17 protein-coding genes and 1 tRNA gene are annotated in these 13343 nt (G+C 42.2%); 14 read left to right on the top strand and 4 right to left on the bottom strand.

What is annotated here, in order from left to right; genetic code table 11:
- Window positions 1–610: alpha/beta hydrolase (locus ABI367_RS12635; RefSeq protein WP_462229157.1), on the bottom strand; the 610-nt coding region annotated here is incomplete at its 3' end.
- 265 nt (window positions 611–875) lie between these two features.
- Here ABI367_RS12635 and ABI367_RS12640 point away from each other — a divergent pair.
- From ABI367_RS12640 to ABI367_RS12650, 3 genes are all read left to right on the top strand, one after another.
- A complete protein-coding gene (locus tag ABI367_RS12640; protein ID WP_462229159.1) occupies window positions 876–2390 on the top strand; it encodes a DUF2271 domain-containing protein in 1515 nt (504 codons plus the stop codon).
- Window positions 2390–3046 (top strand): PepSY-associated TM helix domain-containing protein, encoded by a 657-nt coding sequence (locus tag ABI367_RS12645; protein WP_462229161.1) that lies wholly within the window; start codon window positions 2390–2392, stop codon window positions 3044–3046. Before ABI367_RS12640 ends, ABI367_RS12645 begins: the two co-directional genes overlap by 1 nt.
- 153 nt (window positions 3047–3199) lie before the next feature.
- On the top strand, window positions 3200–3889 hold the full coding sequence (locus tag ABI367_RS12650) for a VIT1/CCC1 transporter family protein (protein ID WP_462229163.1): 690 nt from the start codon (window positions 3200–3202) through the stop codon (window positions 3887–3889).
- Between the two features lie 49 nt (window positions 3890–3938).
- Here ABI367_RS12650 and ABI367_RS12655 read toward each other — a convergent pair whose 3' ends face one another.
- Both ABI367_RS12655 and ABI367_RS12660 read right to left on the bottom strand, forming a co-directional pair.
- Window positions 3939–4445: a peroxiredoxin gene (locus ABI367_RS12655; protein WP_462229165.1), complete on the bottom strand. Its 507-nt coding sequence runs from the start codon at window positions 4443–4445 to the stop codon at window positions 3939–3941.
- 187 nt (window positions 4446–4632) lie between these two features.
- On the bottom strand, window positions 4633–5304 hold the full coding sequence (locus ABI367_RS12660) for a cytochrome b/b6 domain-containing protein (RefSeq protein ID WP_462229167.1): 672 nt from the start codon (window positions 5302–5304) through the stop codon (window positions 4633–4635).
- Between the two features lie 297 nt (window positions 5305–5601).
- Between ABI367_RS12660 and ABI367_RS12665 the strand changes: the two genes are divergently transcribed.
- The 7 genes from ABI367_RS12665 (at window position 5602) to ABI367_RS12695 (ending at window position 8699) form a co-directional block, all read left to right on the top strand.
- Complete coding sequence (locus ABI367_RS12665) at window positions 5602–6201, top strand: sigma-70 family RNA polymerase sigma factor (protein WP_462229169.1); 600 nt, start codon at window positions 5602–5604, stop codon at window positions 6199–6201.
- Window positions 6202–6204: 3 nt separating this feature from the next.
- Window positions 6205–6477: an anti-sigma factor family protein gene (locus ABI367_RS12670; protein WP_462229171.1), complete on the top strand. Its 273-nt coding sequence runs from the start codon at window positions 6205–6207 to the stop codon at window positions 6475–6477.
- A 74-nt stretch (window positions 6478–6551) separates the two neighbouring features.
- On the top strand, window positions 6552–6677 hold the full coding sequence (locus tag ABI367_RS12675; protein ID WP_462229173.1) for a GDCCVxC domain-containing (seleno)protein: 126 nt from the start codon (window positions 6552–6554) through the stop codon (window positions 6675–6677).
- A gap of 92 nt (window positions 6678–6769) precedes the next feature.
- Window positions 6770–7165, top strand: a complete 396-nt coding sequence (locus tag ABI367_RS12680) for a hypothetical protein (RefSeq protein ID WP_462229175.1) — start codon at window positions 6770–6772, stop codon at window positions 7163–7165.
- A gap of 75 nt (window positions 7166–7240) precedes the next feature.
- Complete coding sequence (locus ABI367_RS12685; RefSeq protein ID WP_462229177.1) at window positions 7241–7666, top strand: DUF6789 family protein; 426 nt, start codon at window positions 7241–7243, stop codon at window positions 7664–7666.
- A 280-nt stretch (window positions 7667–7946) separates the two neighbouring features.
- Window positions 7947–8087, top strand: coding sequence for a rhodanese-like domain-containing protein (locus ABI367_RS12690; protein WP_462229179.1), 141 nt, complete (start codon window positions 7947–7949; stop codon window positions 8085–8087).
- Window positions 8088–8099: 12 nt separating this feature from the next.
- Window positions 8100–8699: a TlpA family protein disulfide reductase gene (locus tag ABI367_RS12695; protein ID WP_462229181.1), complete on the top strand. Its 600-nt coding sequence runs from the start codon at window positions 8100–8102 to the stop codon at window positions 8697–8699.
- Between the two features lie 109 nt (window positions 8700–8808).
- Here ABI367_RS12695 and ABI367_RS12700 read toward each other — a convergent pair.
- Window positions 8809–8880, bottom strand: a tRNA-Glu gene (locus tag ABI367_RS12700).
- A 200-nt stretch (window positions 8881–9080) separates the two neighbouring features.
- Here ABI367_RS12700 and ABI367_RS12705 point away from each other — a divergent pair.
- From ABI367_RS12705 to ABI367_RS12720, 4 genes are all read left to right on the top strand, one after another.
- Window positions 9081–9362 (top strand): DUF427 domain-containing protein, encoded by a 282-nt coding sequence (locus ABI367_RS12705; protein WP_462229183.1) that lies wholly within the window; start codon window positions 9081–9083, stop codon window positions 9360–9362.
- A 2-nt stretch (window positions 9363–9364) separates the two neighbouring features.
- Window positions 9365–10753: a mercuric reductase gene (locus ABI367_RS12710; RefSeq protein WP_462229185.1), complete on the top strand. Its 1389-nt coding sequence runs from the start codon at window positions 9365–9367 to the stop codon at window positions 10751–10753.
- Between the two features lie 178 nt (window positions 10754–10931).
- Window positions 10932–11834 (top strand): ABC transporter ATP-binding protein, encoded by a 903-nt coding sequence (locus ABI367_RS12715; RefSeq protein WP_462229187.1) that lies wholly within the window; start codon window positions 10932–10934, stop codon window positions 11832–11834.
- Window positions 11827–13343: ABC transporter permease/substrate-binding protein (locus tag ABI367_RS12720; protein WP_462229189.1), on the top strand; the 1517-nt coding region annotated here is incomplete at its 3' end. The genes ABI367_RS12715 and ABI367_RS12720, both read left to right, overlap by 8 nt.

The raw sequence follows: 13343 nt of genomic DNA on the forward strand, positions 1-13343 counted from the left end.
TTAATGATTGGCCACCACCCATTGAAAGGCCCGCTAAAGCGCGATGCTCACGGTCGGCTTTTACAGGATAGTTTGCTTCCATAAATGGAATAATGCTGCCTAAAAGGTCTTTATCAAATGCGGCAAATGCAGCCGAACCACCGTAAACGTTTCCTACATTACGGTCGTCTTTTTGCGCACGTCCGTTAGGCATCACCACTATCATAGGCACTATCTTTTTTTCAGCATATAAATTGTCTAATACCTCATGCGCTGCGTCTTCGGAAGTCCATTCTCTGTGGTCGCCGCCTATGCCATGCAATAAATATAACACAGGATATTTTTTATTTTTATCAAATCCCGGTGGGGTATAAACCGACATTTTACGCTTTGTGCCCACGCTTTTTGAGTCGTAGGTTACGGTATCAACTTTTCCATGCGGAATACCCTGGCGCAGTTTATCGTACCCTTCGGGTGCATGCGGGAAAGCCGGTTTTTCGTCTTCCTGCAAAACAATTCCCTGGCCTTGAATATTCCGTTCCTGCGCAAAGGCCGAATTAATGGATGTGCATAAAAGCAAGGCAAGGCTTAAACGCAATGCTTTTACTGCAAAATGTGTGTCATTTTTCATGATGTGTTTAATTTTAGGAGTATTATAATGGGTTAAATAAGTTTATAGCGGCAGTTTGTTTAAACGACCTCGCCAAATATAATGTCAAATTAACATTTGTTATTTGAATAAATGCAATACCATTAAATTTTTACATAGATTTTTTAGTGGCTATCACAATTATCGAGGTTAAGCCATTGTAACTAAAGCGTTATCAAAGCCCAACTTCAGAGTTTCTTCAAAATACTTTTGCATTTTTGGAGTTGTTGTTAATTAAAAACCTGTTATGAAATTTCGCGGACTAACTGTTTCAGTACTACTCTTATTAATTGTTTTAAGCAGCGCTTTTGCGCCAGGTAAAAAATATAGCCGGACGTATGTTACCAACTACGAAAACGTTTTAGGCACTTCATTCCAGATGAAAGTAGTTGCGATATCAACCTCGGCTGCCGATGAGGCAGAGGCAAAAGCTATGGCCGAAATTGATAGGTTAAACAAAATACTGAGCGGGTATGACAAGTTGAGCGAGTTTAGCAAATGGCAGCATGGCGAAAAAAGGCCAACCAAGGTTTCGCCCGAGCTTTATGAAGTGATGGCTCTTTTTGATGAATGGCAAAAGAAAAGCCAGGGAGCGCTGGATGCATCGGCAGAGGTTGTGGGCAACGTGTGGAAAGACGCGGCTAAACGCAATACTATACCAACTGCTGCCGACCTGGCCGTCGCTGTAAAAACGGTAAAACAGCCACACTGGCAATTAAACGAGGCTAACCATACCGCCCTGCATTTAGATGATGCCCCGTTGATGTTAAACTCATTTGTAAAAAGCTACATCATGAATAAAGCATGTGATGTGGCACTTGCTACCGGCAACATTTCGGCAATAGTGATGAACATAGGGGGGGACATCGTATTAAAGGGCGATCATCAGGAACAGATATTGGTAGCTAACCCTAAAGCCGACGCCGAAAATGATGCGCCAATTTCAAAGCTGCTATTAAACAACAAAGCTATTGCTACAAGTGGCAACTATCGCCGCGGCGAATTAATAAATGGCCAATGGTATTCGCATATTGTTGACCCACGTACCGGCATGCCTGCCGATAAGGTGATCAGCGCAACAGTGGTTAGTGATAATGCTACTGATGCGGGGGCCCTGGCTACAGCTTTTAATGTTTTATCGCCTGATGAAAGTAAAGCGCTTGCCGCAACCATACCGCATACCGAGTTTATGCTGATAACCAGCAACGGCAAACGTGTGGAAAGTAACGGGTGGAGCGCACTGGAAATGAAGCCTGTGGCACCCACTAAAACCGTTAATGTTTTACCCGCTGATAAAACCTGGGACCCCAATTATGAATTAGTTGTAGGACTGGAATTGAACCAGATTGAAGGCATGCGCGTACACCGGCCATATATTGCGATATGGGTGGTTGACAAGGATAAAAAACCCGTACGTAGCCTGGCTCTTTGGTATGGCAAAACAAAGTATTTAAACGAAATGAGCGCATGGTATGATGCTTATGCCAATAAATTTTATGACTCCGACCAAAGCGTTAGCTCAACTACCAGCGCTACAAGACCCGCCGGAAAATACACCATAAAATGGGATGGTAAAGATGATAAAGGAAACCTGGTTAAGTTAGGCACATACAGCATTAAAATAGAAGCCGCGCGCGAACATGGCACCCACCAGTTAATGACGCAGGAGCTGGATTTTACAAAGCCACAAAAACCAGTTGATCTGCCAGGTAATGTTGAAATAGCCGGTGCAACTATTAATTATGTAAAAAAGTCAAATTAATGGCAAAAGCACCTGCTAAAATAACTGCTAACCATACTTCTAAAACCGATAAACCGCCTAAATCGTTATGGCAAAAACGTACGGCGTCGTTTTCTCGTTGGCTGCATATTTACCTGTCAATGGTAAGTTTTGTTATCGTGCTTTTTTTTGCCGTAACCGGCTTAACATTGAACCACGCCGAGTGGTTTGACGGTAAGCAAACCATGAATAAGTTTACCGGCAAAGTGCCGCTTAAATGGGTTAAGGTTAAAGATACCGCCGCCATTGCCAAGCTGGAGATCGTTCAGTTTTTAAAACATAACCATCATATTAAAGGCGACATTAAAGAATTTATAATTGATGATAGCCAGTGCACGCTTTCGTTTGCCGGGCCGGGTTATAGCGCCGATGCTTTTGTTGACCGCGAAAACGGTACCTATACCGTAAACGAAACAAGCCTGGGCCTGGTAGCGGTAATGAACGATTTGCACAAGGGCCGGGATACCGGTAAAAAATGGTCGGTATTAATTGATGTATCTGCTGTTTTTATGAGTTTGTTATCGCTCACCGGCATCATCATGATATGTTTCATGAAAAAGAAACGCTTTAACGGCTTTGTGTTAGCTATCGCAGGTGGCGAAATTTGCTACCTGATCTATTATTTCCTGGTGCCGTAAAGCGCGTTCACGCGGAGGTATTGATTTAATTTGCTTAGCGTAATGCCATATTTATAGCAAGTTGACTTATTGGCTGATGTTTTAAAAACCTTAAGCCATCCTCAATGTTAACTTCAAAATATTGTATATTTAGCCATATAATTAAACCCGCATATGCACAGCGAAGACCACGTAACCAGTTCAGAAACCATAAGGGATATTGTAATAGGTATGTCTGATGGTTTAACCGTGCCGTTTGCCCTGGCTGCGGGCTTAAGCGGCGCTGTAAGCGCGTCAACTCTGGTGGTTACCGCAGGTATTGCCGAAATTGTAGCCGGCTCAATAGCTATGGGCCTGGGTGGTTACTTGGCAGGGCGCACCGAGGTTGATCATTATAACTCCGAATTAAAACGCGAATATGCGGAGGTAGATCGCGTACCTGAGCAGGAGAAGATGGAGGTAAAAGAAGTATTCGCGGAGTTTGGCCTGTCTGAAACCTTGCAACAGGAAATAGCTGATGAAATGTCTAAGGACAAGAAGAAATGGGTTGATTTTATGATGCGCTATGAGTTGGGTCTTGAAGAGCCAAACGCCAACAGGGCCTCTAAAAGCGCTGTTACTATAGGCATTTCGTACATCGTTGGCGGCATTATCCCTTTATCTCCATATATATTTATTGATCATGCACAAGAGGCCCTGGGATACTCGTGCGTAGTAACACTTATATGCTTATTTATATTCGGTTACTTTAAAAGTAAAATGACGGGCCAGCCAGCCTTAAGCGGGGCAATAAAAGTGGTAATTATTGGCGCGTTGGCAGCCGGAGCCGCATTTGCAATGGCGAAATTGATAACAGGGAAATAATCTGTTTGTCGCTTCGAGCAAGAACAAATATCAACCCAGACTTATAAGCTTATAAAGCTTTTACAATCGCCAGCGATTTTTCAACATGGGCAGTTGGAGTTTCCGATGAAAATACGGCAACAATTTTACCGTCTTTACCAATTACATAGGTAGTTCGCGGGATAAAACCGTGATTTACCTCAATACCACGTACGTCTTTCATTCCAAGCCTTGGTGGGCTAATAACCAGGCCATAGGTTGCCGCGATTTTGCCTTCAGCGTCTGATGCGACGGCGAATTTACCGGCACAGTATTCGGGATCAGCAGAAAATGTATTTAATCGCTTAATATCATCTCCGGAAACGCCTATGATGGTGGCTCCCGCTGCTGTAAACTTCTCTTTCATTTCGGCAAAGGCGTGTGCTTCCGCATCGCAACCGCCGGTATAAGCCGAAGGATAGAAATAAACTACCACGGGCCCTTTGGCAAGCGCTTTTTTCATTGAAAAATTAAATTCATTACCCGCCAGGCTGGCTTGGGCGGTAAATACAGGTGCCACATCTCCTTTTGCTAACATTTTTGATTGGGCAAGGCCAGACTGAATGGTTAGGAATGAGAAGAAAATAAAGAAAGCGAGAGAATAATATTTTTTGATCATCATCTATTATTTTAAGTTGCCAATGGTTTTTATTATCAATAATACGATATTCGGCGCAATCAGGTTGTCTGTCATTAAAATTTTACTGTAGTTGCCTTATCAATATTTATTCGCCGCCGCCGTTTATCATATCAGATACAATGCCTTTGCTATCCTTGCGCTCGGCTAAAAACACACCTATAACGTGTACAGCAATAAAAGCCAATACCAGGTACATGCAAAAACCATGAACATCCTTTACTGTAGGCCGGATGGCTTTATAAGGGGCCAGCAAATTCTCAAAAGCAAGAAATAGCCCGGTTATAGCCATGACCATCAACAACAGGTAAAAACCAGCATAAATAATTTTTACGGTTAGCTCATGCCGGGCAATTTCGCGCTGTTTTTTGGTGGTTTGAAATTGCAGGTAAGCTGCTTTTATTTTCCGGATGAGTTTTTGATCGGCCAATTGAAACAGCTCCAGGATAAGCCTGAATAATAATAATGCTGCCAGCGCATAACCAAAGTAGGTATGCAGTTCCCAAACTTTATCGTTAAGGGCATGACTAACATTGCCTGCTTGCTTATCAGTTACTGTAACACCGGTTTCTTTCAGTCCGCTTGTAATTAACGAGGTAGTACCGCGGCGATCTAGCAATGTGGAGTTAATAAGTACCGTAATAAGCGACCCTGAAATGACCACCATATTGGCCCAATGCCAAAACCTCAGTCCGCGCGAATATTTTTTGTTATGGTTTGGGTGGGCTATATCGGTGCGTGTGGGTTCAATATCAGTCATGGTTGTTTGAGTTTTGGTTTGGTAAGGTAATTTATAATATTGAAGCAAATTTGGAGATGAAAGGTTTTATTTAATTTATATTTAGAGATATGTATAGTTAAAAATCATGATGCAATTGTCGCAAAACAAAGCGGCTTTTTGCTAATAATTGGCTAACCGCGAGTAGCAAACTCGCGGTAGCGGGTACTTTGCTTAAGAGTTATCGAATACAAATGTTTTAATCAACATTGCTAATAAGTTTGCATAAGTTTGTTTTTTTAAGGATTTGATAGGCTATATTTCATACTAGATTAATTTATGGACGTCAGAGATAATTCGGCTACTTCTTCTGAAACCTTAGAATCATGGGTAAGGCTGTATACCAATTCCATGTATACCTGGGCACTATACAAAACTTCAAATAAGGAATCTGCTGAAGATCTCGTGCAGGATACTTTTTTAACGGCATATCAGCAACTGGAAAAATTCCGTGGCGACAGTAATCCCAAGACCTGGCTTTTAGCAATATTGAATAATAAGATAGCCGAACATTACCGTAAAAAGTACCGAAATTCGGTACAAACGGATGATATGGAGGGTACAACCTCTGGCAGAAATATTTTTATAACGATGTTTGACGAGGATGACCGATGGAAAAAAAAGGAAAAACCGTTTGAGTGGAATGCCGATGAAAATCAATTATTAGATGATAAGGAATTCAATATTGTTTTATCGTCTTGCCTCGGCAAATTGCCTGAGCATTGGCAGTCTGCTGTGCATTTGAAATTTATAGAACAAAAAAATGGGGAACGGATTTGTCAGGAATTGAATATTACTCCAACTAATTTCTGGCAAATATTGCATAGGGCAAAATTGCAATTAAGAAAATGCCTTGAAATTAACTGGTTTAAATTGTAAAGGATGAAAAAGATAATGAATTGGCTAATGCTTTCCTGTAAAAAGGCAACGGAGCTAATGGAGAAACAGTCGCTGGTTGGTTTATCTGTGAAAGAAAGAATTAGACTACGCTTACATACTTCGATGTGCGATGGCTGTACAGCCTACCAGAAACAAAGCCTGCTGATTGATAAACTGCTTCGTCATAACCTCACTCAGCAATCTGTAGAAATAGTTCCCGAGGTAGAAAATGGTGAATTAAAAACTCGTATTCTTTCAAAATTACCAAAGGAGTAAAAATGAATCTGCGGGGTCAGGATATCAGATCAACGCTTACGTGCCCTTTTTGCGGCCACTAGAAAGAAGAATCATTGCCGCCGGATTCTTGTCTTTTTTTCTATCAATGCGAAAGTTGCAAAGCCATGTTAAATCCTAAGCCGGGTGATTGTTGTGTGTTTTGCAGTTACGGTACGCTTAAAGGCCCTTCCCATTGGTAACAAATAAAAATTAAATTTCTTTTGTCAGGTTTAGTGATGTGAAGCAACTATTAGAACATATTAATCAAATAGTTCACTTAAATCACAAACAAATGAAAAAGTTATTAGTAGCAACACTTCTTTTTATGGGAATTGCAGTCTCCGGATTCGCCCAAAGCGCCAAAGTTATCGCATTAGTAAACAAAGCTTCCTGGTGCCCGATATGCCAGGCAAACGGCCCTCGTTTTGAAAAAGACATCATGCCGATGGCGATGGCGAATAAGGACGTTCAGATCGTGATGAACGATCTCTCCGACAATAAAACAAAAGCGGCTTCTGAGCCGATGCTTAAAAAAGTCGGCATTGTATCATTCGCAAAAAAAAATACTGATACCGGTACTTTGTATTTCATCGATGCCAAGTCAAAAAAGCTAATTTCTCAAGTTAGTCTCGCTCAAAGCGATGAGGAAATTAAAAAAATATATATGGCAGCGCTTGCCAAAGGATAAATCATTCAAATAATTAAAAAAGCACTACTGGGTTGGCCTTATTAAATCTGGCTGGCCCAGTTAAAAAATTAAATCATGAATAACATTAAAATAAAACAAGCCCTAACAGGCGGCATTGCTGCAACTGCCGTGATGACCATAATAATGCTGATAGCGCCGATGATGGGAATGCCCGATATGAAGATTGGTAACATGATGGCAAATTTTATGGGTATGCCTATATGGATAGGCTGGGCCATGCACCTGATGATTGGCATTGTATGGGCGATGTTATACGTGTTTTTGGTGAGAGATAAGCTTTCCATGACCTACGCTTTAAGAGGTATGCTATTTGCTGTTGTGCTCTGGGTATTGATGCAGTTGATGGTAATGCCGATGATGGGCATGGGTATATTTTCTTCAAATACTCCCGATGCCTTAAAAATGGTAATGGGGACATTGATGGGACATTTGATATATAGGCTTGTTTTGGGCCTGATCACGAAACCAAATCAAAATTAAAAGGGAGAAATTAATATGAATGGTCAAATAATTTTAAAGCGGATTACCAGCCTGACCTTCAGGCAGGTTTTCTATTTACTTGCAGGGATTTTTCTTCTGGCTATCGGGATAATGAACAGGGACTGGGCAATTGGGATATTTAGTTTGTTGTTTCTTTACCAGGGCATATTTAACACCTGTTTACTCGGGTCCTGTGCCGTTCCGAAAGGTTGATAAACATTACTTGTTTTTCAGGTTAATAACTGATATTAGGAAAAAACCCCAGTTAAGGGAATGGGTTATGGAAATCCCGATCAACAAACCTTTTGTTGTACATTGTGCCGGCGGTTACCGGAGTGCAGCAGACAGTAGTATATTACAAAACGCCTTTGGCGATAAAATAAAAGTTTTAGACCTTGGCGAAGCTATCAAAAGCCTGTAAGAACTAACGATCATGAAAAAAGAGCCGTTGGTTGCAAAACCGAAGAAAATACTAACCGTCACCAATATTCTGAATGGGGTGTTTATGATAGCTGTTGTCATCTTACTGATTAGTGCTTCTGCAAAGGCATTATTGATCAAAGGGTTGATGGAAATAGGTTTTTTTCAGCCGCATATAACTTCCGAAAAAGTAGTTCAGCAATCTCCCGACCTGGTTTTTGTGAATGAAAAGGGTCAGAGTCAGTCCCTCTTTTCTCTAAAGGGTAAAGTGATAGTGATTAACTTTTGGGCTACCTGGTGCCCTCCCTGTATCGCAGAAATGCCTTCTGTTAACCAATTGTATATTCAGTTAAAAACTGATCCTGACATCGTGATCATACCTGTAGATGCGGATAATAATTTCAGCAAATCGGTGCCCTTTATGGTAAAGAACCAATTTGTTTTACCTGTTTATAATACCACCAGCCAAATACCGGACGACTTGTTTGCAGGTACACTTCCCACCACTGTCATTATAGATAAATCCGGTAAGATGGTGTTTCGGCATGAAGGAGTTACCGACTATACAAACAAAAAGTTCATCAAATATTTAACCGACCTCGGTAAAAAATAACCGTTAGCCCTAATGTTCCATCCCGGACTTAAATATAAGCAGATTTGTAATCTGCGAAGTAAAAAAACGTCCAAAAAAAAAGCCGCTTTACTTTAGTAAAGCGGCTTTGTAGCCCGTAGGGGAATCGAACCCCTGTTTGAAGAATGAAAATCTCCTGTCCTAACCCCTAGACGAACGGGCCTTTTTAACAAGGTATAACCCTTATTTTGGGATTGCAAAGATATACGTTTAAAGACAATTTAAAAATAAAGTTTCAAAAAAAAAATGTTGCAGGGCCGGCGGGTTGATTTTGTTTACAATCATCAAACAAAAATGGTGTGCTGGTATTATAATTCTATTATTTATAACCCCTATATTTATTTATAAAACCAAACAGATACCATGAAAGCCATTTGGAACAACCAGGTTATTGCCCAAAGCAATGACACCGTAGTAGTTGAAAATAACCATTATTTCCCTAAAGAAAGTGTTAACGCTGATTTTTTGAAACCGTCTGACACGCATACTACCTGCCCCTGGAAGGGATTGGCATCCTATTATACTTTAGAGGTTGACGGTAAGCAAAACCTCGATGCGGCATGGTATTACCCCGAGCCTAAAGAGGCTGCCGCGAATATTAAAGATCATATTGCCTTTTGGAAAGGCGTACAAATAACAGATTGATCATGCAACAATACGACGCGATAATTATTGGTGCCGGACAAGCGGGGGTGCCGTTAGCCAAAAAACTGGCCAAAGCCGGTAAAAAGGTGGCGCTTATTGAAAAACGATGGGTAGGCGGCACCTGCGTTAATGATGGCTGTACGCCCACCAAAACCTGGGTAGCATCGGCAAAGGCCGCTTACGATGCCGCGCATAGCGCGGCGCTGGGGGTAACCATAAAAGGTTATACAGTAAATATGCCGCGCATTAAAAAGCGCAAAGATGATATTGTGCTGCATGCCCGCAATGGCAGCCAAAAGGCAATGGAAGAGATGCCTAACGTCGACCTTATTTTTGGCGACGCTACTTTTACCGGAGATAAAACCCTCTCTGTAGCTTTAAACCAGGGCGGTGTTATTGATTTAAAAGGCGACTGGATATTTATCAATACAGGTACAAAAACCATTATCCCGCCGATAGAAGGGCTGCGGGATATTAAATACCTTACCTCGACATCTATTTTAGAACTGGATTATGTGCCTAAACATTTGCTCATTATAGGCGCAAATTATATAGGGATGGAATTTGGACAAATGTTTAGACGGTTTGGCAGCGAGGTTACTATGTTGGAGAGGGCACCGCGTGTATTGGGCCGTGAAGACATGGATATTGCCGAAGCTATGCATGAGATATTAACCACCGAAGGCATAAAAATACATACCAATGCTCAGGCCACCAGCTTTAAAAAAACCGCGAAGGGCAATATCAAAGCGGCTATTGTGGCAGATGGGAAACCCATGATGATCAAATGCTCGCACGTACTGGTAGCTGTGGGTCGCGCACCACAAACGGATACTTTAAACTTAAAAAAGACCAAAGTAGAAACCGACGATAGGGGTAACATTAAAGTAAATGACCAACTGGAAACCAACGTGCCCGGCATTTATGCGCTGGGCGATGTTAATGGCGGCCAGGCATTTACCCATATTGCTTATAATGATTACACCATTGTATACCGCAATTTAATAGAGAAGCAAAATCTATCCATCAAAGACCGTCCCGTACCTTACTGTATGTTTACCGATCCGCAACTGGGCCGTATAGGCATAACCGAAGATGAGGCTAAAAAACAAAAGCTTAAAAATATAAAAACCGTGGTAATGCCCATGACCGCCGTTGCCCGTGCCGCCGAGGTTGGCGATACCCGAGGGTTAATGAAAGCGGTTGTAAACACTAAAACCAAGAAAATATTAGGTGCCGCTATTGTAGGCACCGAGGGCGGCGAGATAATGAGCGTACTGCAAATGGCCATGGAGGGCGGTATTACTTATGACAAGATACGGTACTTTGTATTTGCGCATCCAACTTATTCAGAGTCGTTAAATAATTTATTTATGAGGTTGGATGATTAGGCGGCGAGGACGCACACCGACATCACCGCGTTTGTCAACCCTCTCTTCGTCTCCGGTGGAAAGAGGGTTCTTGATTAGTACAAATATAAATCCCCTCTCTAGCATAGAGAGGGTGGTCGAGCGTAGCGATGACCGGGTGAGTTAATATACGCGCGACTAATGGTCATTAAATGTCTTTATGATAAAAGTTAACCAATTAAGCAAAGTATTTGGCAAGGTTAAGGCCGTTGATGATATCTCGTTCGAGGTAAAAGAGGGCGAGAACCTGGTATTGCTGGGTACCAGTGGCTGCGGCAAAACCACCACGCTTAAAATGCTGAACCGCTTGATTGAACCTACAAGCGGGCAAATTTTTATCAATGGCAAAAACATCCTGGAGCAACAACCCGAAGAACTACGCCGGGGTATTGGCTACGTACTTCAAAATAACGGCCTGTTCCCGCATTATACCGTGGCCGAAAATATTGCTATTGTACCGCAATTATTAAAGTGGGACAAAGCCAAAACAGATAAACGTATAAATGAACTAATAGAAAAGCTCCACCTGTCTGTAGATTATTTAGATAAATACCCCAACCAGTTAAGCGGCGGGCAGCAGCAGCGCGTGGGCCTGGCAAGGGCTTTGGTTGCCGATCCGCCGGTACTGTTAATGGACGAGCCATTTGGCGCGCTGGATAACGTTACCCGCTCAAAAATACACGGCGAGTTTAAAGTAATGGATGAACTGAAACGCAAAACCATTATCATGGTAACCCACGATGTACAGGAAGCTTTTGAACTGGGCGACCGCATTTGTTTAATGGACAATGGCAAAATAGTTCAATCCGGCACCCCTGCTGAATTATTGTTTAAACCCGCAAATGATTTTGTAAAGGGATTTTTAAAAGATCAACGGTTGCAATTGGAGTTTAAGATAGCCCCCCAGCCCCCTAAAGGGGGAGCTTTTGAGGCGAATACTGGTAAAAACGTATGGGAGACTCTTGAAAACCTGAAGTTTGATGGTTCAAAAGAAAGTCAAACTGAATTTGAGCGGTTAATGGCGGCATTTTATAATTATAAAAAGGAGCAGCCGCATGGGTGAGCAGCAACAAACCTTGTGGGGCTTTATGGCCCAGCAGAGCGATAAGTTGGCAACACAAACCTTGCAGCATATCGGGCTAACCTTTATATCATTGTTTATAGCAGTGCTCATAGGGTTGCCGTTGGGTATATTCATCGCCCGCAAAACAAAATTATCCGGCCCTGTTTTGGGTGTGGCGGGTGTTTTACAAACCATCCCCAGCATTGCTTTATTGGGTTTTATGATACCGTTGCTGGGTATCGGCGCAAAACCCGCTATTGTTGCTTTATTGCTTTATGCCTTGCTGCCCATCATTCGTAATACCTATACGGGCATTACCGGGGTGGACGCGGCAGTAAAGGAGGCCGCTATAGCCATGGGTATGAGTAAATGGCAAATCCTGTCGAAGGTAGAATTGCCGTTGGCTATGCCTGTTATTTTAGCCGGTATCCGTACGGCTACGGTTATTAATGTGGGTGTTGCTACTTTAGCATCATACATAGCCGCAGGCGGTTTGGGCGAATTCATCTTCGGTGGCATATCCCTCAACAATACCAACATGATTTTAGCGGGGGCTATTCCGGCGGCATTGCTGGCTATACTATTTGATTTTTTGCTATCGCGATTGCAAACCCTCAATCTTAAAAAATTAAAAACAGCAACTAAATTTTTGCCGGTGGTTTTGTTGGTAATGGCTTCATTATATTTTATTCCGTCGGCTTATGGTGGTAAGCTAACCGCAGGTTTTACTCCCGAGTTTATGGGCCGTCAGGATGGCAACCTGGGCCTGCAAAGTAAATACGGACTAAAAATTCATACCATCGTGATAAGCGATGCGGTGATGTACAAAGCCGCTTATGAAAACCAACTGGATGTTATCAGCGGCTACTCAACCGACGGGCGGCTTAAAGCCTATAACCTGGTTGTGTTGCATGATGATAAGCGGATATTCCCGCCCTACTATGCTGCGCCTATTGTGCGAGAAGAAGCTTTGCAGCAGTTTCCCGACCTCGAAAAAACATTAAATCTGCTATCGGGCAAAATAAATGATAGCGTGATGACAGATTTAAATTACCGCACTGATTATCTTCACCAAACGCCCGAGCGTGTGGCGAAAGATTTCCTGGTATCAAAAAATTTATGGAAACCGGAGCGCGACGGTCATGCAGGTACGGTACGCATCGGTTCAAAAATATTTGGTGAGCAATATATTTTAGCCAATATGTACAGTATGCTGATAAAGGGTTATACGGATTACGAAGTGGCTACAAAAACAGGTTTAGGGGGTACCAAAATTTGTTTTGATGCCCTGACAAACAACCAGATAGACTTTTACCCGGAATATACGGGTACCGGTCTGCTGGCAATTATACAGCCGGATAAAAAAACGGTGGACTCGTTATCGGTTGATAAAGACAAAACCTACGCCTATGTTAAAAACGTATTTAACCAGCGTTATCATATTAAATGGTTAAAACCAATTGGCTTTAATAACGCTTACGCTTTAATGATGCGGCAAAAACAGGCATC

It is taken from the genome of Mucilaginibacter sp. (genome assembly GCF_039935595.1).
Taxonomy (GTDB): Bacteria; Bacteroidota; Bacteroidia; order Sphingobacteriales; family Sphingobacteriaceae; genus Mucilaginibacter.